Raw genomic sequence first — 21,845 nt, 5'->3', positions numbered from 1 at the left:
GGTGGACGCCCGTGCGGACTGGCCCGACGGGAAGCGGTCTCGGAAGGGACGAAGCCCGGCTCAGCCGATGAGTCCGGATCGGTGCGCGAGGATCGCGAGCGCCGTGCGGTCGCGCACCTCGAGCCGGGCGAGCAGGCGACTCACATAGGTGCGCGCCGTCGCCGGGCTCAGATGCAGCGCGGCGGCGATCTCCTCGTTCGTGTCGCCCTCGGCGACCCGCACGAGCACTTCGCGCTCGCGCTCGCTGAGCGCATCCAGCCGCGGGTCGCGGGCGCGCGGCGCCGGCGACCGGGCGAGGTGCTCCATGACCCGGCGCGCGATCGGCGGCGCCAGCAGGTTGTCGCCGGCTGCCGCTGTCTTCACCGCATCGCGCAGCGCCTGCGCGGGGGCATCCTTCAGCAGGTAGCCGGCCGCACCCGCCGCGATCGCCTCGAGGATGTCCTCGTCGTCGTCGAAGGTGGTGAGGATGATGATGCGCGTGCCGTCGAGGTCGGGGCGCGCGGTGATCTCGGCCGTGGCGGCGAGGCCGTCGGTGCCGGGCATCCGGATGTCCATGAGCACCACGTCGGGCCGCAGCGCGGCCGCCTGCGCGACCGCCGTGCGACCGTCGGCCGCCTCGCCGACGACCGCGAGGTCGGGGTCGGTCTCGAGCAGCGCGCGGATGCCGGCGCGCACGAGTGCCTGGTCGTCGACGATGAGCACGGAGATCATGCGGCGCCCTCCAGCGGCAGTACGGCACGTACGGCGAATCCGTCCGGCGCCGGGCCGGCAGTGAGCCTGCCGCCGAGCGCCTCGGCACGTTCGCGCATGCCTCGGAGGCCGTTTCCGGTGGCGGCGGGTTCCGGCGAGCGGTCCGGCGAGCGATCGGCCGGAGGCGGGCCGGCCGTGCCGTCGTCGCGGATCTCGGCGACCACCTCGTGGCCGTCGCGCGCGACGGTGACGACCACGCGCGATCCCGTCGAGTGCCGTACGACGTTCGTGATCGCCTCCTGCACGATCCGGTACACGGCGGCCTCCGTCGTCGATGAGAGTGCCCGTGCACCGGCCGCCGTGGGCAGCAGCGTCGGGTCGACCGTGGTGCGCACCTCGAATCCGGCCGCCGTCGCGGAGCGCGTCAGCTCGTCGAGATCTTCGAGCGACACGACGGCGCGCGGCCGTTCGCCGGGGTTGCGCAGCAGGGTCACCGTGCGGCGCAGTTCGACGAGCATGGCCGTCGCCGCGGAGCGGATGAGCTCGAGCGCGCGGCGGGCGGCCTCGTCGTCGCGGCCCACGGCCTCGCGGGCGACCTCGGCGTGCAGCGAGATCACCGAGGCGTCATGGCCGACGGAGTCGTGGAGATCGCGGGCGATCGCGAGCCGTTCGGCGTGGAGGTGCGCCTCGGCGTCGAGGCGCGCCTGCTGCGCCGTGAGCTCCGCGAGCCGTCGGGCACCGGCCTGGAGCTCGCGCCGGGCACGCAGCCCGTCGCCGAACGCGATGGCGCCGGCCATCACGGCGAGGTGCCCGACGAGTTCGTAGCCGACGACGAGCGAGAACGACTGGCCCTCGAGCAGCCGGAACGCGACCGAGACGACGGTGACGGTCGCGGCCGTCGCGACTGCGGCGATGAGGTGGCCGAACTCGGCGGCCGAGCAGAGCGCCGCCGCGACCGGCACGGCGAGCCCGACGGCGGGGTAGCCGGCTGCGTAGTAGGCGAAGAGGCCGAGTGCGCTGACGGCGAGCACGATGAGCGGATGCCGCCGTCGCACGAGCATGAGCGCGCCGAGCCCGGCGGCCCACAGGTAGGCGACCACGTCGGGCTGCTGCCGGCCGCCCTGGCCGGCGCTGATGACGATCGAGATGACGGCGGCGACGCCGACGCCGATGAGCGCGTCGACCGCTCCGGCCGGGATCCGGCCGCGAGGCTCGAGTCGTGCTCGCTCGGTCACGATTCGAGGGTAGGCCGTCGCCGGCGCCGACGGCAGTCGCCTGGAGGCGATCGGGCGGGTCGCCCGGCGGCGACCGGAATGGTCGCGTCGCGGTGACGCACGTCGCGACGCGAGACGGATGCCCCGATCCGGGCGGAATTCCTAGCGTGAATGCCATGAACTCCTCACCGATCGAATCCACCGCTCGTCCCGACCGTTCCGCCGCGCCCGCCGCCCGGCGTCGCGGGCTCGGCTTGCCCTTCCTCGCGCTCGTGGGCCTCGCACTGCTCACCGTGCCGCGCGTGGTGCTCCACGACCTCGACCTGCTGCACGAGGGCACGTTCGTGAACCTGCTCTTCGTCGTCGTACCGCCCGCCGTCTGGATCGCCGTCGTGCTCTGGCGCCGGGTGCCGATGCCGTTCGTGACCCTCCTCGTCATCGGAGCGATCTCGGGCGTCTTCCTGGCGCTCGTGCACCAGGTGCTCTGGGGTGTCGCGTTCGGCGACCGGCCGCCCATGCTCGGCGGCAACCTCGCCGACCTCGATCCGACCGTGCAGTCGCTCATCATGCGGACCTTCGCCTCGATCAGCAGCCTGTTCACGGGCGTCGTCGTCGGCGTCGTGGTCGGCCTGGTCGGCTGGGGCCTGAGCGCCGCGCTCGGCCGGCGCCCTCAGCGGTGATCGCCGGCACGATCGGAGCGATTGACGTGAACGTGGGTTCACAGTACTGTCGTGAACATGAATTCACAGAAACTCGACCATCATGTCCCGGTGTCCTTCTCGGCGGTGTACCGAGTGCGGCCCGGCGCGGAACCGAGCGTGCCGGCGCTCCTCGACGACTACGTGACCGCCGTGCGCTCGGCCGGCCACGGCACCATCTCGGTTTCGGCCGGCGTCAGCGAAGACGGCAGCCGCCTGGCCATCGCCGCCCTCCACCCCAGCACGCAGGCGGCGGAGGCGCACCTCATTGCCGTCAGTCCGTTCATCAGCCGATCCTTCGAGCTGGCCGAACTCGAGTCGGTCATCGTCCTCGGCACGCCGGGCCCGCTGCTGGAGGCCGCGCTCACGGCGAACGCCGAGGCCGGGGCGACCGTCACGACGGCATCGTGCCGTAAGGGATTCGTCGCCGTCCCGCCCTCCGAGCGCTGATGCGCCCCGTGATCGCGCCGGGAACGCGCTGATACCCTGAACGCCATGTCGCAGCAGTCCCCCGACCCGGTGAACCGTGCCGCGTCGCACCGCTGAGGCGACCGAGCGGCTCCGCGCCGATCTCGTCGACCGGGCCCGTGCGATCGTTCGCCGCGACGGGGCATCCGCGCTGACCATGCGCGGGCTCGCCGCGGAGGCTGGCTGCGCGGTCGGGCTCATCTACAAGGTCTTCGACGATCGCGACGAGCTCGTGATCGAGCTGGCCGTCGCCGAGCTCGGCGCACTCGGCAGCGGCATCGCGACCTGGGCGCAGGGCGCCGGCGACGAGTCGGTCGGCGACCACCTCGACCGGTTCGCCGGCCTGATCCTCGACGCCGAGACCTCCGCCCTCTCGCACGCCGAGTCGCTGGGCGGCAGCCGGCTGGCGGCCCGGATCGCGCAAGCCGACGGACCCGCGCGCTTTTTCGAAGGACTCGGCGGGGCGGTGGCGGCCTACCTCCGGTCCGAGCAGGATCGAGGGCGGGTCCGGGCCGACATCGATTCCGCGGCGTTCGGATTCCTCGTCACGGGAGCCGTCCACAACCTCGCTGCGTCGGGGCCGGGCTATCCCCGTCCCGATCGCGCCGGCCTGAGCGCTCATCTCCGTGCGGTCGCGCGCGCGATCGCGCCCGATCGGCACGACACCGATTCCCGGCGGGACGACCGGCGGGTGCCGGAGGCCTGACGGACCGATCGGGCTCCCTTGATCACACGGCGGGGTGCTCCCGCCGATCGCCGACCGGCCCGCTCGCACCCGGGAACGCGAGCGAACCGGCGGCGACCCACCACTCCATGACGTCGTAGGCGAGCCGCCCGGCGATCACCGACGGGTCGGCGTCGGACATCCTCGCCGCCTCGGCCGCATCGCACGCGAACACCGACATCCCGCGGTACGACGGGTCGCTCTGCGCCAGGAACGGGCCGTTCGCGACGATCCGGCCGCGGCTCGCGAGTTCGGCGCGATAGGCGAGGTGCCGGGCCTGCAGGTCGTCGAGCTCGGCATCGGAGAGCTCGGGCGCGTCGGAGGGGCGGCGCAGCACGACCACCGTGTAGACGTCGAACGCGTCGGGGATGTTCGGGTCGCGAGCCATGACGGGATCGTACGCTGCAGTCATGACGACCGACCATGACCTGGCCCGATGGCGCCTGCGCTCGCAACGTCTCGCCGCCCCCGAGGGCGACGCCGAGCACATCGTGCGCACGCTGCTGGCCGTGCAGGCCGAGAACGCGTCGCAGTCGGCGTGGGCGGTGGCCACGCGCACGGCCGCGCCCGAGGCATCCGATCTCGCCGGCGCGCTCGCCGACGGTCGCGTGCTGCGCCTGCACGTGCTGCGCCCGACGTGGCACTACGTGCACGCCGACGACGCGCCGTGGCTGCTCGCGCTCACCGCGCCGCGCGTGCTGCCCGTCTTCGAGAGCCAGCTGCGGCACCTCGAAGCGCGCCTTCCGGCCCTCACCCGCACGATCGAGGAGCTCCTCGCCGAGGCATCCGACCGCACTCGCGCCGAGATCGCGGCGGCGCTCGCCGAACGCGGCGAAGCCCTCACGGGACACGAGCTCATGCTGCTGCTCGGGCGGCTCGAGATGCTCGCGCTCGTGTGCAGCGGCGCGCCGCGCGACGGCGAGCACACCTATGCGCTCTTCGACGACCGCGTGCCGGCGCCGCGTCGCCTCGAGCGCGACGAGGCGCTCGCCGAGCTCGCCGCGAGGTACTTCGCCGCGCATGGGCCGGCGACGGTGGGCGACCTCGCCTACTGGGCGACCCTCACCGTGACCGACGTGCGTCGCGGCGCGGCCGCCGCCGGCGACCGGCTCGCCTCGTTCGAGCACGACGGGCGCACCTTCTGGCACGCACCGGGGGAGACCCCAGAGGATGCCTCGGCGGAGGTTCCGGCGGCGGCGCCGCGCGGTCACCTTCTCCAGGTGCTCGACGAGATGTACCGCGGCTACCAGGACTCGCGCTGGGTGCTCGACGCCGAGGGCATCGTGCCGCGCGGGCGCGAGTCGGCGATCGGCATGGCCCTCGTCGACGGGCAGCTGGTCGCCGCCATGAAGCGGACGACCGCGGCCAAGGCGGTGACCTTCTCGGTCTCGCCGTACCGGGAGCTCGCGGCACCCGAGCGCGAGTCGATCGACGATGCCGCGACGCGGTACGGGCGGTTCCTGGGGCTGGAGGCACGGGTGAGAATCGACTCTTGATAGGCGATTATCGATTAGTGTAGTGTCGCGAGGGTTCCACCGCTCCGGTCTCGCGCGCGGGTGCGCGGGCCGGGGTCCACACGACCGAGCACCGCGTTCCGCGGTCAACTCCAGAAGGACCGGAACCTCGCAATGAAGCGATCTCTCTCCGCACTCGTCATCACCGGGCTGCTCGTCTTCGGCCTGCCGACCGTGGCCCATGCGGCCCCCGACCCGGCCCCTGATCCAGCGATCGGTGCGGCGGCCGATCCAGCGGCCGTCGAATCATCCGCACCGGGCGCGACCCTCACCATCGCCCCGGACGGCGACGACACGGCCGACGGCTCGCCGGAGCATCCGCTGCGCACCCTCGAGGGGGCTCGCGACGCGATCCGCGAGCTCAAGGCCGCGGGCCCGCTGCCGGCGGGCGGCGTCACCGTCTACCTGCGCGAGGGCACCTACGCGCGGAGCGCGACGTTCGAACTCGGCGCGCAGGACTCGGGCACCGCCGAGGCGCCCATCACCTACCGCTCGTACCCGGGGGAGACGGCGCGCCTGACCGGCGGCCTCGAGCTCGACCGCGACGGCTTCGCGCCCGTGACCGACGACGCCGTCCTCGGCCGCATCGTCGACGAGTCCGCGCGCGGCAAGGTGCTCGCGCTCGACCTCGAGGCCGTGGGCATCACCGACTTCGGCGAGCTCAGCCGGCACGGGTACTGGAAGGCGAACGACGTCAGCACCGTGCCGCCCATGGAGCTCTACGTCGCCGGCGAGGGGATGACCCTCGCGCGGTGGCCGAATGCCGGCACCGTGCGCATGGACGAGATCCTCGACGTGGGTCCGCAGGAGGGCGACCCCGACCTGCAGGAGCGCGGCGGCACGTTCAGCTACACCTACGACCGCCCGCAGTACTGGGGTGCCGCCGACGAGATCTGGCTCGACGGCATCTTCGGCTACAGCTGGGAGTGGTCGTACAACCGGGTCGAGTCGATCGACACCGAGGCCAAGACCATCACGCTGCGCTACGGCGAGATGTCGGGCCTCATGAAGACCTGGTTCGAGGACTTCCACTTCGCCGAGAACCTGCTCGAGGAGCTCGACGCGCCCGGTGAGTACTACATCGATCGCGGCACCGGCCTGCTGTACTTCCTGCCGAACCAGGCGTTCCTGAGCGGCGACGCCGAGGCGACCGTCACGATGCTGAAGGAGCCGATGCTCCGCACCACGGATGCCTCGCACATCGCCTTCGACGAACTGGTCATGGAGTACGGCCGGGCGAACGCCGCCGTCATCCTGGGCGGCAGCAACGTCACGGTCTCGAACTCCGACATCCGGAACTTCGCCGACGGCGGCGTGCTCATCAACTCGCCCGGCCGCTACACGTACGACGGCATCCCCGTGAACCGCGGCGGTCGCGACCACGCGGTTGTCGACTCGCACCTGCGCCACATCGGCGGCGTGCCGGTCGTGCTGCAGGGCGGCGACAAGACGACGCTCGAGCCGGGCCGCAACCGCGTCGAGAACTCGCACATCCACGACTTCGCGTACTACCACAAGGCGTACAACCCGGGCGTGATGCTCGACGGCGTCGGCAACGTCGCGCGGGGCAACGAGATCCACGACGCCCCGCACCCCGGCATCATCGTCCACGGCAACGACCACCTGATCGAGCGCAACGAGATCTACGACATCTGCAAGGCGTTCCAGGACCTCGGCGCGATCTACATGAACGCCGGCGCGACGCCGCAGCAGCGCGGCACGGTCATCCGGCAGAACTACTTCCACGACACCGGCGTCGGCCGGCTCGGCGTGGAGGGCATCTATCCCGACAACCTCACGATGGGCCTGACCATCGAGGAGAACGTCTTCTACCGGATGGGCAACGCCGCGATCAAGAGCGGTTCGGGCGACCACATCACGTCGCGCAACAACGTCTTCGTCGACGCGCACGTGCCGTACGACAACTACGAGATGTGGATGGGCGACGAGCCGGGCAACAAGGTCGACACCGCCTACATGCCGGGGTGGATCGAGCTGTTCGAGCAGAACAACGGTTTCGTCGACACGCCCTACGGCGAGAAGTACCCCGAGCTGCTGACCTTCTTCGACGAGAACCACTACTTCCCGGCGAACAACGTCTTCGAGCGCAACCTGACCTGGAACCCCACGATCACGCGCTCGGACCAGGTGAACGAGCACGGCGCGCGTGACGTGAAGAACCTCATGAACTACGCCGACAACTGGGTGGCGAACGAGGACCCGGGCTTCGTCGACTGGCAGGCCGGCGACTTCCGGTTCGCCGAGGACGCGGCGGTGTTCGAGCAGATCCCCGGCTTCACGGCCATCCCGTTCGACGAGATCGGCACGCAGGGCAAGGTGGGCCACCCCGCCTCGCCCGACACGATCGCGCTCGAGGCCATCCACCTGCCGGCCGAGCAGTTCACCATCGACCTCGGCAAGACCGCGACGTTCGCGGCCGAGGCCGTGCCGTGGAACGCGTCGAACGGTGAGGTCGCCTACGCCAGCAGCGATCCTGCCGTCGCGACCATCGACGCCGCAGGCCTCATCACGGCGCTCGCTCCCGGTGAGACCACCATCACCGCGGTGTCGGCCGAGGACCCGGCGATCACCGACGAGGCGCTCCTGATCGTCGCCGACGGCGACGGCGTGATGCACTTCACCGACTTCGAGTCGGGCGGCAACGGCTGGGCGACCGATCCGAACCGCAACATCGTCGAGGATGCCTCGGGCGACCGCGTCTACCGCATCGTGAACGGTGCGAACTCGCAGCTGCCGCGGGACTTCACCGACTACGTGCTCGAGTTCCAGGTGACGACGCCCGAGGTCGTGCCCGAGGGCGGCATCATGCTGATGTACGACCGCACGGGCGCGAACCCCGGCGGGTACGTGCGCTACCGGCACCTCGAGGCCGGGTCGAAGTGGACCATCTACGGGCCGCAATGGCAGACCCTGAAGGAGATCACGCTGCCCGCGGGCGAGGGCCTGAAGCCGGCCACCCAGCACGACGTGCGCATGGTCGTGAAGGGCTCGGGCATCCGCGTCGAGGTCGACGGCGCGCTCGCGATCGACGGGCCGAACCCGTCGGCGACCGCGTCGGGCATGGTCGGGTTCTACGTCGAGCAGTTCACGGCGCTCGACTTCGACGACGTGCGGTTCTCGATCGTGCCGACCGCGGTCACCGACCTCGCGGTCTCGCCCGAGCAGGCGACCCTCGAGACCGGCGAGCGGCGGCAGCTCGAGCTCACGGTGACGCCGTCGGATGCCACGAATCCACGCGTCGAGTGGACCTCGGATGCGCCCGACGTCGCCGCCGTCGACGAGCAGGGCGAGGTGACCGCCCTCGCCGCCGGCACCGCGACGATCACCGCGACGTCGAAGGCCGACTCCTCGATCAGTGCGACCTCGACGATCGAGGTGCGCACGGCGGAGCATCCGTCGATCGATCTCGTCGACCAACTCGGCGACGCGGCGAACTGGCCGGTCTCGGAAGCGGTCGACTTCGACGAGGGCTCGCTGCGGATCGACCAGGAGGGCGTGTACGGCTACTCCGGCGAGACGTTCGGCGACGGCCTGCTGCGCTTCACCGCCGAGGTCGACGCCTTCGACGGCGGATGGTACGGCTTCGCCGTGCGCTCCGATCGTGCGGGCGATCCCACGTGGGTGAACGGCAACAAGGGCTACCTCGTCGTCGTGAAGGAGGACACCATCGAGTTCCAGAGCTGGAAGCCCCAGCAGACGATGATCGACGTCATCCCGAACACGGCGATCCGGGCCGGCGAAGAGCACGAGCTCGAGTTCGGCGCCGTCGCCGTCGAGGGCGGCACCCGCCTGGTGCTGCGCGTCGACGGGGAGACGGTGTGGAGCGGTCTCGACGCGGGCGCGACGAACCCGATCGCGGCCACGGGGTACCTGAACGTGTACCACTACGTCGAGTCGAACGCGCTCCGGCTCGCGCCGGTCGCGCTCGACGACGGGGCCGTCGCGGCACCGGGTCGGGCCGAGCTGTCGAACACGAGCGGGTGGATCCACGGCCTCCACGACGGGACCTACGACGTCGCGATGAACCTGTGGTGGGGCACGCCGGGCACGGTGTTCCGACTGTACGAGAACGGCGCGCTGGTCGAATCCCGCACGCTCGAGCCGACGACGGGGATGACGCAGTCCACGAGGATCCCGTTCGCGGGCAAGCCGAACGGCACGTACGTCTACACCGGTGAGCTCGTCAACTCGAAGGGCACGACGGCGACGAGCTCGACGACCGTGCGCGTGGTCGACGCGGCGCCTGCGGCACCGGTCGTCTCGCACGACGACTGGGATCGGGACGGCACCTTCACCGCCACCGCGAACCTGTGGTGGGGAACGAACGCGACCTCGTACCGGTTCGAGCTCGACGGCGTCGTGGTCGGCTCGGGCGAGCTCGCGGCGGCGACGCCGTGGGCGCAGGCGGTGCGGCTGACGGTGACCGGGGTGGCACCCGGCGAGCACACGCTCGTCGCGGTGTTCGCGAACGCCAACGGCGAGACCGCGTCGAAGCCCGTGAAGGTGACGGTCGGCTGACGGCCGACGGCCGAAGCGGCCGGCAGGCCGGGGGAGGGGGCGCCGCGTGGGCTCCCTCCCTCGCCGTGACCGCGTGAAGGAACCCGGCGCTGCCTAGGATGGGCGCCAGAACCGCGAAGGAGCGACTCCAGATGACCCGAACCCAGACCCTCGCCTTCGTCGGCGACTCGATCACCGATGCGGGGCGCGACCGGGCCGACGCCGGTTCGCTCGGCGACGGCTACGTGCGGCTCGTCGCCGACGAGTTCGCCCGGCGCGGAGCATCCGTGCGCGTGGTGAACGCCGGCATCGCCGGCAACCGGGCCGTCGACCTCGAGCGGCGGTGGGCGCCCGACGTCGCGCCGCACGAGGCAGACGTCGTGACCCTCTTCATCGGCGTGAACGACATGTGGCGCCGATACGACCACGACGACCCCACGAGCGCCGAGGACTTCGAGGCGACGTGCCGCCGGCTGCTGGCGGCCGAGGCGCAGTCGCGGCCGGTCGGGCCGAAGTGGATCCTGATGGAGCCGTTCCTGCTGCCCGTGCGCGAGGAGCAGCATGCCTGGCTCGACGACCTCGACGGCAAGCGGCAGGCCGTGCGGCGCCTCGCCGAGGAGACGGGTGCGCCGCTGGTGCCGCTGCACGACATCTTGACCGCGGCGGCTGGTGCGGAAGGCGCCGCGGCGCTCGCGCCCGACGGCGTGCACCCCACGCCGCTGGGATCGCGACTCATCGCCGACGCGTGGTTCACGGCGTTCGACGGGGTGTCCGCGTCGGGGCGTGAGGCTGCGGCGCCGGCGGCGGAGGCATCCGCCGCCACGGCGTGATTCTTCATTAACGATTGTCGATTATGAAGTAGGCTGGAGACCATGACCGACCCGCTCAGCACGTTCTCCGGGCTCAAGCGCGGCCTCCTGTCCGACCAGATCTACGACCTCATCAAGGCGATGATCAAGGACACGACGCTCGAGCCGGGCGAGCAGCTCGTCGAGTCGCAGCTCGCCCGGCGGTTGCAGGTGAGCCAGGCGCCCGTGCGCGACGCGCTCAAACGGCTCGCGCACGAGGGCCTGGTGACGCACATCCGTCACCAGGGCAACTTCGTCGCGAGCTACACCGACGAAGAGGCCGAGCAGGCCAAGGTCGCGCGCAGCGTGCTCGAGGGCCTCGCGGGCGAACTCGCATGCGGGCAGCTCGACGCGGCGACGACCGAGCGCCTCGAGGGTCTCATCGAGCAGATGCACGAGGCCGCGGCCGACCGCAACTTCTCGGAGTTCCGCGAGCTCGACTTCGCGTTCCACCGCTCGGTCATCGAGGCGAGCGGCAACGCCTACCTCCCGCGCATGTGGGACATCATCGAGCCGAGCCTGCGCTCGATGCACGTGCTCGGCGACCCGAAGTTCGGGGGCGACTGGCACGAGGTCGCCGAGTGGCACCGCAGCCTGCTCGAGCTGCTGCAGGGCGACGACGGCGAGGCCGCGGCGAAGCTCTTCCGCGCGCACGCCGCTGGCACGCTGCTCGACGACGCCGATGCCGCCGCCGGTGCCGCGGCCGCTGGTACCGCCGCGGCGCCCGCTCGCCCGGCACGCGCTTCGACGGCTCAGCCGGCCGCAGCCGGCGCGTAGCAGCGCCTCGCCGTACCCGACCAGAACTCGGTGAGCCCGGCCTCGTCGAGCTCGGGCAGCGCCAGGGTCGTGCGCCGCACCACCTCGGCGTAGGTCGCGAAGCGCGCGCTGATCGGCCAGTCGCTGCCGAACATGAGCCGGTCGGCGCCGAGCGCCCCGACCGCATGGCTCAGGATGTCGCGGACCCGCGCGTCGTCGCGTTCGCGGTCGGGCTCGGGAGCGTGGCGCACGAGTCCCGAGGCCTTGGCGACGGCGTTCGGCTGGGCGGCGAAGGCATGCAGGCCATCGAGCCATCGCGCGTCGACCGCGTCGCCTCCGATCGCGAGATGGCAGGCGACGATCGTGAGGGCCGGATGCCTCGCCGCGAGCGCGGCCGCCGCGGGCAGCTGCTCGGGGCGGATGAGGAGCTCCAGCACGCGCCCGGTGCGCGCGAGTCCGTCGGCCAGGCGATCGAGCCCCGCGACGTCGCCGAAGTCGGCGGCGCCGCCGGGTGTCGCGAGCCGGATGCCCGCGATGCGCGCGGTGCGGCCCGGTCGGGCGCCTGCTCGACCGCCGTCGGCCCCGGTGCGGTCGATCAGCGGCTGGGCCATGCCGGCCCAGGCCGAGGCATCCGTTCGCGCGTCGTACTGGAGCACGACGGCGCGCAGGAACGGCTCGCGGGCCGCGAGGCCGGTGAGCCAGTCGGCCTCGCCGAGGGTGTCGGCTGCCTGCACGGCGATCGCGCCGCGGCCGCCGACGTCGCGGGCCGCCGCGCGCAGCGCGTCGAGCGTCGCGGCGCGCGGCAGCCCGAGGTCGGCCCGGAACCACGACAGGTGCATCCGGTCGACGTCCCAGAGGTGCACGTGCGCGTCGATGAAGCCGGTCACCCGCGCTCGAGCTCCTGCCAGAGCGCGTCGGGGATCTCGACCGAGGCTCCGTCGACGAAGTCGTCGACCTCTGCGGGCGTGCGGGCGCCGACGACGACCGCCTCGACGGGCTCGCGACGCAACGGGAAGCGCGCGGCCGCGTGCGGCAGGGCCACGCCGTACGCCGCGCACGCTCGCTGCAGGCGCAGCGCGCGCTCGACCTGCTCGTCGGAGGCGGGCTTGTAGTCGAAGTACGGCGCCCCGACCGGATCGGCGAGCACGCCGGAGTTGAACACGCCGGCCGCGATGACCCCGACGCCGTGCCGGATCGCGTCGGGCAGCAGCTCGTCCTCGGCGGTGCGGTCGATGAGGGTCATCCGACCCGCGATCATCACGACGTCGACCGGCGCCTCGCGCACGAACCGGGCCAGCGGAGCGCTCCAGCCGATGCCGACGCCGATCGAGCGCACGACGCCCTGGTCGCGCAGTTCGACGAGCGCGGGCACGGCCGTGCGCAGCGCGCCGTCGACGTCGTGATGCGGGTCGTGGAGGTGGAGCAGGTCCACGCGGTCGGTGCCGAGCCGGCGAAGGCTCCCCTCGAGGCTGCGCAGGATGCCGTCGCGGCTGAGGTCGGCGACCGTGTCGGTGCCGATGCCGCCGACCGGCACCGCGGCGCCGTCGGCGTCGACGACCCGTCGGCCGACCTTCGTCGCGATGACGACGGCGTCGCGGTCGACGCCGGCGATCGCGCGGCCGAGTCGCTGCTCGCTCGCACCGGCACCGTAGTGCGGCGCGGTGTCGAAGAAGCGGATGCCGCGCTCGAGCGCCCGCTCGACCGTCGCGACGGCGTCGTCGTCGGCGAGCGGCCGGTACAGGTTGCCGATCGGCGCGCAGCCGAGGCCGAAGGCGTCGCCGACGGCGGTGCTGCCGGCGACCCGGGTGCCGGACGCGGCGCCCGAGTCCCCGCTCGAGCCTCCGCCCGCGCTCAGCGGCCGGCGGGCCGGGCCGAACGCCACGTCTCGTACTCCTCGCGCGTGTCGGGGGTGAGCGGGTAGTAGTCGCTCAGGCGCGCGCCCTCGTCGAGACGGTGGCGGCTGAACACCTCCCACTCCTCGTGGTCGCGGGCCGAGTCGGCGACCTCGCGGGCCATCGACTGCGGCACGATGACCGGCCCGTCGTCGTCGGCGACCACGAGGTCGCCGGGCAGGCACAGGGCGCCGCCGACCGCGACGGGCACGTCGTACGCCCACGGGAAGAGCTCGGACTGCGACGCGTAGTGCGGTGTGACGCCGGTCGACCAGATCGGCAGGCCGAGCTCGCGGATGCGGCCCGAGTCGCGGATGCGCCCGTCGACGACGATGCCGGCGCCACCCTTGCGCAGGAAGTACCGCGCGAGGATGTCGCCGATGCAGCCCGAGAACTTGCTGCCGTAGGCCTGGATCACGAGCACGTCGCCCGGCTGCACGGTCTCCATCACGGCCCACAGTGCGGTGTGCCGCTCGACGTACTCCTGGCCGAGGCCCGAGGCGAGGTCTTCGCGCTGGGGCATGAACTGGAGCGTGATGGCCGAGCCGACGACGCGCTGGCCGGCCTGCAGTGGGCGCGGGCCCTCGACGAAGGTGCGGCTGACGCCCAGCTCATGCAGCTTCGCGCAGGCCGTGGCGGAGGAGACGCGGTCGAGCCCGTCGATGAGTTCGGAGCCGGCGCGCTCGAACGCGCCGCCGCGCACGGGAAGCTCGATGGCTGCCCGGGGCGGGGTCGTGACGGTGTCGGTCATGGTGGTCCTCCTCGTAGGGGTGGAGCGGTCGGTGTGGTCCGGGGGTGTCATCCGACGGCGCCGATCGGGATCCGCGCGGTGGCCGGTGCGCCGACGTGGTGCGGGCGGCCGTCGGCCGGCGCGGTCATGAGCGTGAGCACGGCGCGGTGCGACGGCGGCAGCTCGACGAGCACGTCGGCGGCGTCGAGTTGCACGGTCTCGGTGAACGCCGTGCCGGGGGTCGACGCGTACGCGGTCGAGCGGCCCGGGTAGGCGCCGTCGCGTTCGCCGTGCGATTCGACGGCGACGAGCCGCTGCTGCGCGAAGCGCGATGGCCGCACGCGGAGCCGGCGCGCGTGCGAGCCGGAGAGGTTCACGAGCTCGAGCTCGATGCGGTCGCCGTCGAGCCGCGTGACGAGCGCCGCGACGTCGGGCGGCAGGCCCGGGCGGTCGCGGTCCGCGTCCTCGTAGGCGACGGCGGTGAAGGGCAGCCCGCCGTTGTAGAGCACCTGCGGCGTGCCGGTGACCAGCTGCCCGAGCACCTCGGTGACGACCGGGTTGGCCCGCTGCCAGAAGTGCAGGTGCACGTTCGCGGGGTCGACGGGCTCGGCATCCATGACGGCGAGGCGCCGGGCGACCTGGCCGAGCGCCATCGACAGCGCCCGCACGGGGTAGTCGGGCAGCTCGCCGTCGAGGAACGCGATCCACGGCGCCTCGTGGCCCGCCTCCGCCTTGTCGCGGAACGCCTTCACGGGCTCGTCGGTCGCCGGCAGCCCGTCGATCACGCGGCGCAGCCGCGCGCGGTCGGCCGGGTCGCGGCTCCACCACCACAGCCAGGTCGGCAGCTCGAGCGGCATGGGTCCGTAGTCGAACCAGCCGTCGCGGCCGTGGCGATACGGCACGAGCAGCGCGGGCTTCGAGGCATCCGCGCCGAACCGGGCCAGGGCGCCGCCGCGCAGGCTGAACGGCGTCTCCTCGACCGACGCGGTGATCGCGTGCTCGAGCACCGTGTCGAGCATCGTGCGGGTGAGGTCGAGCGCGCCGGCGTCGCCCGACACGAACGAGGCGTTCAGCTCGCCGATGAGCGTGCTCATGCCGACGGAGTGCAGGCCGTGCGGCCAGTTCCAGCCGTAGTGACCGCCGTACCAGCGGCCCTCGTGGAGCCCGCCGACGGTACCGTCGGGGGCGACGTTGTCGGGCAGCAGCCCGCCGTTGGCCGCGGCGCGGTCGCGCCATCCGTCGACGTAGCGCAGGATCCACTCGGCCGAGCCGGCGTCGCCGTCGTAGAGCCAGCGGTTGGCGACGAGGCTCGTCGCGGCGAGGTTCACGGGCACGTCGCCCGCGGCCAGGCGCTGCATCGCCTGCCCCATGGCGTCGGCGTTCGCGGGATCCTCGAGGTCCTCCCAGCGCTCGATGCCCGGCAGGTGCTCGAGCGGCAACCCGTAGGCGCGCATCTCGCCCTGCCCGGCCGAGTACGCCTGCCATTCGGGACCGAGGCCCGGCAGCGGCCCGAGCGCGCCGTTGTGCGGGGCGCGGATGACGTTCCTCGCCGGGTCGTAGTTGCCGTTCGCCGGGTCGGTGTAGAGCTCGGCGAAGCGGCGCGCGCGATCGGCGAACGCGGTGTCGCCCGGATCGGCGGCGCACAGCCCGTAGAAGAAGAGGAGCGACTCGCCCTGGTGGAACCAGTCGTAGCCGTTCTCGTACTCGTCGGTGAGCATGCCGGCCTCGGTGAGCTGCGCCGTCACGCCGGTCCAGTGGTGCTTCGCCTGGTCGAGGATGTCGTCGCTGCCGCCGAGCGCGTGGAAGGCGGGCCAGTTGAAGAACGGCTCGTAGAGGTCGTCGACGCCGTCGCGCGAGTCGAAGCCTGCGGCGAACCGGATGCGCCCGTCGGGCTCGCAGTAGCGGGCCGAGAACGCCCGCCACGCGGTCTCGATCTCGTCGAACAGCCGCCGCTCGAGCACGGCCCACGCGGGGATCTCGCGCATCGGCGTGGTGTGGATCCTGGGGGTCGCCACGGGTCAGCCCTTCGTCGCCCCGGCGACCAGGCCGCCGATGATGTGCCGCTGCATGATGATGAAGAACACGACCGCCGGCGCGATCGCGAGCAGCAGGGTCGGGAACACGGTCGTGTAGTCGGTGGAGAACTCGCCGACGGCCGCGTAGACGCCCGTGGTCACGGTGTAGATGCCCGAGCTCGGGCCGAGGATGATCTGCGGGCTGACGAAGTCGTTCCAGACGCTGATCGAGTTGAGCACGACGATGGTCGCGACGACGGGCTTCATGATCGGGAAGATGCACGACCAGAACGCCCGGATGCGTCCGGCGCCGTCGAGTGCGGCCGCCTCGTCGATGTCGCGCGGCACGGTGCGCAGGTACGCGGCGAAGAGGAAGATCGTCACGGGCAGCGTCGCGGCCGTCTCGAACAGGATGAACCCCGGGATCGTGTTGATGAGGCCCAGCAGCCGCAGGATGAACACGACGGGGATCAGGGTCACCTGGCCGGGGATGAACAGGCCCGAGACGAAGAGCAGCAGCAGGCCGAGGTGCCACTTCGAGCGGCCGCGGGCGATGACGTAGGCCACGGGCGCCGACAGCACGATGCCGAACACGTTCACGAGCGCGACGAACAGCAGTGTGATGCCGTAGGCGCCGATCACGTTGAACTTCTCGCTCGTGATCGCGTCGCCCAGGTACTCGAGCGTGAAGGTCGAGGGCGAGATCGCCAGCGGGTGCCGGATGATCTCCTCCTGCGGCTTGAACGCGCTGATCACCATGATGTAGAACGGCACGAGCATCACGAGTGCGCCGGCGCCGAGCAGGATCCACTTGATCGTCGCCGCGACCGGCGAGGTGCGGATCTTCGTCGCGGCCGCGGGCTTCTGCGGCCGGCGCGACCACGAGAACCGGCGCCGGGCACGCAGCTCGTCGGGGTCGTCGAGCAGCAGCTCGGCCGCGGGATTGATCGTCGTCTGGGTCGTGGTCGTCATCAGTCGGTCACCTTCTTCTCGGATCCGCGCCGGGCGAGCGTCACGCCGAGGCCGAGCACGGCCGTGACGATCAGCAGCACGACGGACTGCGCGGCGCCGAAGCCGAGGTCGGCGTTCGCGAACGAGTCGCTGAGGATCTGGAACACGATGGTCTGCGTCGAGCCCGCCGGCCCGCCGTTGGTGAGCGCGAGCACGACGTCGTAGACCTTCAGGAGGCCCACGAGCGTGAGCACGAGGTTGACGGTCACGACCGGGGCGATCAGCGGCAGCGTCACGTTGCGGAACTGCTGCCAGCGGGTCGCGCCGTCGACGGTCGCGGCCTCGTAGTACTCGACCGGGACCGACTTGATGCCGGCCAGGTAGAGGATCATGTTGAACCCGAAGTGCGACCAGACGATCGTGAGGATGATGCTCGCCTTCGCGAACGTCACGTCGGTCAGCCACGGCATGGCGGGGATGCCGACCTGCGCGAGGAGGCTGTTCACGACCCCGGTCGGCGCGAGCATGGCCGACCAGATGAAGCCGATGATCAGCGAGCTGATGATGTACGGGTAGAAGAAGACGGTGCGCATCACCGTGTTCGCCCGGCCCGGGCCGGAGATGAGCGCGGCGGTCGCGAGGCCGACCCCGTTGCAGAGGATGGTGCCGAAGAACGCGACGACGGCCGTGAAGATGGCCGCGTCGACGGTGCGCGGGTTGCGGAACGCGTCGGCATAGTTCTCGAGGCCGATGAACGTGAAGTTCAGGCTGTAGCCGTTCCAGTCGGTCAGGCTCAGCACGAACGCGAGGATCATCGGGATGATGAACATGGCGATGAAGACCAGCACCGCCGGGCCGCCCATGATGATGCCGGGCAGGCGGTTGCGCCAGGTTCGGAGCGCGCGGTCTCTGCGCTCGATCGGCGCGCGCAGCAGGCCGGGTGCGCGCGTCACGGTGTCAGCCATCGTGGATGAACCTCCGTCAGTGGGGGAGTAGGGGCCCGGGCGCGGCGCCGGGAGTGGTTCACCGCGCCCGGGAGTCAGGATGCCCGGTCGACCGGACGTCGGGTCACCGGACGTTGGCGGCGAACCAGGCGTCCATCGAGCTGAGCACGTCGGACGCGGGCGTTGCGCCCATGAGGGACTGCGTCTGCACGTTGATCTCGTCGGCGTAGCCGTCGGGCAGTGTGCGCTCGCCGTAGCCGCCGCCGGTGGGCGTGTAGTCGCTCGGCGGGGTGTCGGCGACGATCGCGAGCAGTTCCTCGCCGAGCGGGGTCATCTCGTACTCGTAGCCGTCGCGGAAGTTGCCGTCGACCGCGAGCTGGCTCGCCACGGCGTCCTGGTCGGTCGTGAGGAACTCGACGAGGTCCGCGGCCGCCTCCTGGTGCTTCGAGGCCTTCATGATGAAGTAGGGGCTCGCGATGTTGGCGCCCATGGCGGGGTTGTCGACGCCGGCTTCAGCCGGTGCGCGGAACACGCCGATCTCGGGCGCATCGGGCGTCTTCGCCTCGGTGCCGGCGAACCAGCTGCCCATCGGGTAGATCGCGGAGTTGCCGGCGAGGAAGTTCTGCTCGGCGTCGGGGTACTTGACGCCCAGCGCGTCCTTCGGGATGTAGCCCTCGGCGACCCAGTCGGCGTAGCGCTCGACGGCGTCGGCGTAGGTCTCGCTGAACGTGAGGTCGCCCGCGCTCATCTCCTGGAACCAGTCGGGGTACTCGGCGATGATCGTCGGCAGGCCGACGGCCTGGAGCACGTGGCTCGACATCCAGTCGCCGCCGGTCTGGATGGTGGTGTCCCAGCCGGCCGCTTTCAGCGCCGCCAGGGCGTCGTCGAGCTCGTCGAGCGTCGTCGGGGGCTCGGCGATGCCCGCGTCGGCGAAGGCCTGCTTGTTGTAGAACATGAGGCTCTGCAGCTGCACGCCGATGCCCGCCATGTAGTACTTGCCGTCGATCGAGTACTGGTCGGCGAGCGGGCCGCTCGAGGCCCATTCGTACTCCGACAGGTCGACGAGCTCGGGCACGAGGTCGGGCGTGGGGGCCTGCGACTGCACGATGTCGGGCACGTCGCCGGCGGCGAGCAGGCGCGGCACGGCCGCGGCGACGCCCTCGGCGCCCGGGTTCTGGATGACGACGTCGACGTCGGGGTTGGCCTTCTCGAACGGCGCGACGAGTTCGTTCCAGTACTCCTCGGTGAGGTTGGGCGTGACGTTGACGAGCACGCGGAGCTCGGTGGCGCCGCCCTCCTCGTCGCCGCCGGGGCTGGAGCAGGCGGCCAGGGCGAGCGTGGTCGCTGCGACCGCGCTCAGTGCTGCGATGGTGCGTCTGTTGATCATCATCGATCCTCTCGTGTGCACGACTCTGTGGGTGAGACTCTGGGGTGAGACGACTGGAACATTACACTAATCGATAATCGCTTGTCGAGTGATTCCACTACTCCTCCGGCAGCGCGATCACGGTCACCGGTCGGCCGTCGAACGAGCGGGCGGATGCCTCGTCCGAATCGGTCACGGCGACGATGCCGTCGGCGTTCGCCCAGCCCCGCCACCACGTGGCATCCGTCACCTCGAGGTCTTCGGCGGCGACCGGGCCGCGCCCGATCGTCGAGGGCTTGATCGCCGTGAGCCAGGCCGCAGCGCCCTCGAGCGTCGCACGCTGCACGCGAGGGATCTCGCCCGCCGCGGTCGGGCCGACGTTCAGCAGCAGCCGCCCGCCGCGCGACACCACGTCGGCGTAGAGCCGCGCGAGCTCGCGCGGCGACAGGGTGAGCGAGGCGTCCTCGACGGCGTTGAACCCGAACGAGTAGCCGAGGCCGCGGCAGTGCTCCCAGCCGGGATCGGATTCGTGGTCGCCGTGCGCGTCGTACTCGCTCGTGCGGAAGTCCCAGACGTCGGCGCCCCAGCGGTCGTTGACGATGCCCTCGGGCACGCGCTCGCGGTACTCCGCGATCAGCGCGTCGAGCGAGCCGGGGCCGGGTGCCTTGCCCGCGTCGGGCCAGTCGATGTCATTCCAGAGCACGTCGGGCCGGAAACGCTCGACGAGGTCGGCGACATGCGCGCGCGCGTAGGCGTGGTAGGCGGCATCCTGCGGTCGCAGGGCCTCGAGATCGGGCGTCGAGCGGTGCGGCGGCGCATCGGTCACCGACCAGTCGAGCCCGCCCGAGTAGTAGACGCCGAACCGCAGCCCCTCGGCACGCACGGCGTCGGCGAGCGGGGCGATGAGGTCGCGGCGCGGTCCGCGCGCGACGGTCGTGAGGTCGGTGCCCGGCGCATCCCACAGGGCGATGCCGTCGTGGTGCTTCGTCGTCGGCACCACGTAGTCGGCGCCGACCGCGCGGAACAGGCGAGCCCATCCGACCGGGTCGTACGCCTCCGCGCGCCACTCGTCGAGGAACGCCTCGTAGGGCGCGCCGCCGTGCACGCGCGCGTGGTGGTCGGCCGCGGGCGACCCCTCGATGCGGATGGTGTTCGCGTACCACTCGGCGTATGCGTTGTGCGTGTACCACTCGTCGTCGGGCACCGCGCCGAGCGCGCCCGAGGGTTCGGCCCACGCGGGCACCGAGTACGCGCCCCAGTGCACGAAGATGCCGAGGCTCGCGTCGCGGGCCCAGTCGGGAAGAGGGCGACCGGATGCCCCGACGGGGAGCCAGGGCGTGGATGCGGGGGTGTCGGCGGACATCGGCGACCTTTCGTCAAGCGGGCGAACGTGGGAATGATCCTATGTTCGGGGGTCGACACGTCCGGATGCATCGTCTGGAGGGGGCGTGGGCGCCCAGACATCGGATGTCGTGGGAAATCGTGGCAGGCCTCGCGGAGCACGGGGGCGACGGGCGACAATGGAAGGCGACCTGGACCGATCCTCCCGGGTCGCCGACGCCCGATCCGACATCGAGGGGAGCGTCCGATGAGCGGTGGGCCTCCGCAACGCGTCGCGGTGGAGTTCGAGTCCTCGGGGCAACGCATCGCCGCGGTGGTGTACGGCGTCGACGGCGCCGCGGACGCACCGGTGCCGGCCGTGCTGATCTGCACCGGCTTCGGCGGTACGCAGGACACGCCGTCGATCGTCGCGGCCGCCGAGGCATTCGCCGCGGAAGGCTGGCTGGCGATGACGTTCGACTACCGCAGCTTCGGCCTCAGCGCGGGTGAACCCCGGCAGGTCGTCTCCGTCCCGCGACAACTCGATGACATCCGGGCGGCGATCGCCCACCTGAGGGATCGACCCGAGGTCGACCCCGACCGGGTGGCGCTGTGGGGTTCCTCCCTCGGAGGCGGTCACGCGATCACGGTCGCGTCCGACGACCCGCGTCTCGCCGGCGTCGTCGCACAGGTCCCGTTCAACGGATTCCCCAAGCACGTCGAGGGGCGTTCGACGAAGGATGCCTATGCGCTGCTCTGGATCGCGGTCCGCGACCGGGTGCGCGGCTGGATGGGCCGACCGCCCCTCTACGTCAAAGCCGTCGGAGACGCCGGCGAGCGGGCCATCATGGTCGGCGGCGACTCCAACCGCACGATCGAGGTGCTCACCGGCGGTACCTGGCGCAACGAGGTCGCTCCGCGGGGTCTCCTCGACATGATGGCCTACCGGCCGGGTCGGAGGGCGGCAAGGATCCAGGCGCCGCTCCTGGTCTGCATCGGCGAGTTCGACCGGGAGACGCAGGGTCCGCTCACCGAGCCGCTTGCCCGTGATGCGCCTCGTGGCGAGCTCCGCAGCTACCCGTTCGGACACTTCGACATCTACCGCCCCGAGATCCGGGTGCGCGTGCTCGCCGATCAGGTCGAGTTCCTCCGGCGCGCGTTCTCCGGATCGCGGTGAGGTTGTTCGGCGCTGGCTCA

19 protein-coding genes are annotated in these 21,845 nt (G+C 71.7%); 8 read left to right on the top strand and 11 right to left on the bottom strand.

The features are described from left to right. Positions 1-60 precede the first annotated feature (60 nt). Complete coding sequence (locus GE115_RS10530) at positions 61-711, bottom strand: response regulator transcription factor (RefSeq protein ID WP_153684750.1); 651 nt, start codon at positions 709-711, stop codon at positions 61-63. Continuing rightward, complete coding sequence (locus GE115_RS19230; protein WP_216648816.1) at positions 708-1,925, bottom strand: sensor histidine kinase; 1,218 nt, start codon at positions 1,923-1,925, stop codon at positions 708-710. The genes GE115_RS10530 and GE115_RS19230 overlap by 4 nt, the downstream gene beginning before the upstream one ends. 155 nt (positions 1,926-2,080) lie before the next feature. Between GE115_RS19230 and GE115_RS10520 the strand changes: the two genes are divergently transcribed. The 3 genes from GE115_RS10520 (at position 2,081) to GE115_RS10510 (ending at position 3,776) form a co-directional block, all read left to right on the top strand. Beyond that, positions 2,081-2,584 carry a hypothetical protein gene (locus tag GE115_RS10520; RefSeq protein WP_153684748.1) on the top strand — a complete coding sequence of 168 codons (504 nt, stop codon included), beginning with the start codon at positions 2,081-2,083 and terminating at the stop codon, positions 2,582-2,584. 57 nt (positions 2,585-2,641) lie between these two features. Further along, positions 2,642-3,052, top strand: coding sequence for a hypothetical protein (locus tag GE115_RS10515; protein ID WP_153684747.1), 411 nt, complete (start codon positions 2,642-2,644; stop codon positions 3,050-3,052). 76 nt (positions 3,053-3,128) lie between these two features. Continuing rightward, positions 3,129-3,776, top strand: coding sequence for a TetR/AcrR family transcriptional regulator (locus GE115_RS10510; protein WP_153684746.1), 648 nt, complete (start codon positions 3,129-3,131; stop codon positions 3,774-3,776). Positions 3,777-3,798: 22 nt separating this feature from the next. On the opposite strand, the gene GE115_RS10505 is transcribed toward GE115_RS10510, so the two are convergent. After that, positions 3,799-4,182, bottom strand: a complete 384-nt coding sequence (locus GE115_RS10505; protein ID WP_172979837.1) for a YciI family protein — start codon at positions 4,180-4,182, stop codon at positions 3,799-3,801. A 22-nt stretch (positions 4,183-4,204) separates the two neighbouring features. On the opposite strand from GE115_RS10505, the gene GE115_RS10500 reads away from it, so the two are divergent. From GE115_RS10500 to GE115_RS10485, 4 genes are all read left to right on the top strand, one after another. After that, complete coding sequence (locus GE115_RS10500) at positions 4,205-5,290, top strand: winged helix DNA-binding domain-containing protein (RefSeq protein ID WP_172979835.1); 1,086 nt, start codon at positions 4,205-4,207, stop codon at positions 5,288-5,290. Between the two features lie 132 nt (positions 5,291-5,422). Further along, positions 5,423-9,847 carry an Ig-like domain-containing protein gene (locus GE115_RS10495; RefSeq protein WP_216648815.1) on the top strand — a complete coding sequence of 1,475 codons (4,425 nt, stop codon included), beginning with the start codon at positions 5,423-5,425 and terminating at the stop codon, positions 9,845-9,847. 131 nt (positions 9,848-9,978) lie between these two features. After that, positions 9,979-10,656, top strand: coding sequence for an SGNH/GDSL hydrolase family protein (locus tag GE115_RS10490; RefSeq protein ID WP_153684743.1), 678 nt, complete (start codon positions 9,979-9,981; stop codon positions 10,654-10,656). Positions 10,657-10,698: 42 nt separating this feature from the next. Further along, positions 10,699-11,451 (top strand): GntR family transcriptional regulator, encoded by a 753-nt coding sequence (locus tag GE115_RS10485; RefSeq protein WP_153684742.1) that lies wholly within the window; start codon positions 10,699-10,701, stop codon positions 11,449-11,451. Here the strand turns inward: GE115_RS10485 and GE115_RS10480 are convergent. The 8 genes from GE115_RS10480 to GE115_RS10445 form a co-directional block, all read right to left on the bottom strand. Then, a complete protein-coding gene (locus tag GE115_RS10480; RefSeq protein WP_153684741.1) occupies positions 11,427-12,317 on the bottom strand; it encodes an amidohydrolase family protein in 891 nt (296 codons plus the stop codon). The two genes, GE115_RS10485 and GE115_RS10480, sit on opposite strands and share 25 nt — an antisense overlap. Beyond that, positions 12,314-13,312 carry an aldo/keto reductase gene (locus GE115_RS10475; protein WP_312855073.1) on the bottom strand — a complete coding sequence of 333 codons (999 nt, stop codon included), beginning with the start codon at positions 13,310-13,312 and terminating at the stop codon, positions 12,314-12,316. The genes GE115_RS10480 and GE115_RS10475 overlap by 4 nt, the downstream gene beginning before the upstream one ends. Beyond that, positions 13,282-14,073 carry an RraA family protein gene (locus tag GE115_RS10470; RefSeq protein WP_153684740.1) on the bottom strand — a complete coding sequence of 264 codons (792 nt, stop codon included), beginning with the start codon at positions 14,071-14,073 and terminating at the stop codon, positions 13,282-13,284. The genes GE115_RS10475 and GE115_RS10470 overlap by 31 nt, the downstream gene beginning before the upstream one ends. Positions 14,074-14,120: 47 nt before the next feature. Continuing rightward, entirely contained in the window at positions 14,121-16,067 is a 1,947-nt protein-coding gene (locus GE115_RS10465; RefSeq protein ID WP_312855072.1) for a DUF8034 domain-containing protein, read from the bottom strand. A gap of 3 nt (positions 16,068-16,070) precedes the next feature. After that, positions 16,071-17,039: a carbohydrate ABC transporter permease gene (locus GE115_RS10460; RefSeq protein ID WP_153684739.1), complete on the bottom strand. Its 969-nt coding sequence runs from the start codon at positions 17,037-17,039 to the stop codon at positions 16,071-16,073. Continuing rightward, positions 17,039-17,983, bottom strand: coding sequence for a carbohydrate ABC transporter permease (locus tag GE115_RS10455; protein ID WP_153684738.1), 945 nt, complete (start codon positions 17,981-17,983; stop codon positions 17,039-17,041). Before GE115_RS10455 ends, GE115_RS10460 begins: the two co-directional genes overlap by 1 nt. 103 nt (positions 17,984-18,086) lie before the next feature. Then, on the bottom strand, positions 18,087-19,349 hold the full coding sequence (locus tag GE115_RS10450) for an ABC transporter substrate-binding protein (protein WP_153684737.1): 1,263 nt from the start codon (positions 19,347-19,349) through the stop codon (positions 18,087-18,089). Positions 19,350-19,446: 97 nt separating this feature from the next. Next, positions 19,447-20,691, bottom strand: coding sequence for an alpha-L-fucosidase (locus GE115_RS10445; RefSeq protein ID WP_153684736.1), 1,245 nt, complete (start codon positions 20,689-20,691; stop codon positions 19,447-19,449). 225 nt (positions 20,692-20,916) lie between these two features. Here GE115_RS10445 and GE115_RS10440 point away from each other — a divergent pair, with 225 nt between their 5' ends. Next, positions 20,917-21,825, top strand: a complete 909-nt coding sequence (locus GE115_RS10440; protein ID WP_153684735.1) for an alpha/beta hydrolase — start codon at positions 20,917-20,919, stop codon at positions 21,823-21,825. Positions 21,826-21,845 lie beyond the last annotated feature (20 nt).

It is taken from the genome of Agromyces agglutinans (genome assembly GCF_009647605.1).
In the GTDB taxonomy this organism is placed as follows: Bacteria; Actinomycetota; Actinomycetes; order Actinomycetales; family Microbacteriaceae; genus Agromyces; species Agromyces agglutinans.
This window is presented reverse-complemented; position numbering and strand designations above follow the sequence as displayed.

Bases quoted from the DNA above. Each gene is read 5' to 3' on its own strand.
- GE115_RS10530 (WP_153684750.1), bottom strand. From the start codon at position 711: ATGATCTCCGTGCTCATCGTCGACGACCAGGCACTCGTGCGCGCCGGC.
- GE115_RS10520 (WP_153684748.1), top strand. From the start codon at position 2,081: ATGAACTCCTCACCGATCGAATCCACCGCTCGTCCCGACCGTTCCGCC.
- GE115_RS10515 (WP_153684747.1), top strand. From the start codon at position 2,642: ATGAATTCACAGAAACTCGACCATCATGTCCCGGTGTCCTTCTCGGCG.
- GE115_RS10505 (WP_172979837.1), bottom strand. From the start codon at position 4,182: ATGGCTCGCGACCCGAACATCCCCGACGCGTTCGACGTCTACACGGTG.
- GE115_RS10500 (WP_172979835.1), top strand. From the start codon at position 4,205: ATGACGACCGACCATGACCTGGCCCGATGGCGCCTGCGCTCGCAACGT.
- GE115_RS10495 (WP_216648815.1), top strand. From the start codon at position 5,423: ATGAAGCGATCTCTCTCCGCACTCGTCATCACCGGGCTGCTCGTCTTC.
- GE115_RS10490 (WP_153684743.1), top strand. From the start codon at position 9,979: ATGACCCGAACCCAGACCCTCGCCTTCGTCGGCGACTCGATCACCGAT.
- GE115_RS10485 (WP_153684742.1), top strand. From the start codon at position 10,699: ATGACCGACCCGCTCAGCACGTTCTCCGGGCTCAAGCGCGGCCTCCTG.
- GE115_RS10470 (WP_153684740.1), bottom strand. From the start codon at position 14,073: ATGACCGACACCGTCACGACCCCGCCCCGGGCAGCCATCGAGCTTCCC.
- GE115_RS10460 (WP_153684739.1), bottom strand. From the start codon at position 17,039: ATGACGACCACGACCCAGACGACGATCAATCCCGCGGCCGAGCTGCTG.
- GE115_RS10455 (WP_153684738.1), bottom strand. From the start codon at position 17,983: ATGGCTGACACCGTGACGCGCGCACCCGGCCTGCTGCGCGCGCCGATC.
- GE115_RS10450 (WP_153684737.1), bottom strand. From the start codon at position 19,349: ATGATCAACAGACGCACCATCGCAGCACTGAGCGCGGTCGCAGCGACC.
- GE115_RS10445 (WP_153684736.1), bottom strand. From the start codon at position 20,691: ATGTCCGCCGACACCCCCGCATCCACGCCCTGGCTCCCCGTCGGGGCA.
- GE115_RS10440 (WP_153684735.1), top strand. From the start codon at position 20,917: ATGAGCGGTGGGCCTCCGCAACGCGTCGCGGTGGAGTTCGAGTCCTCG.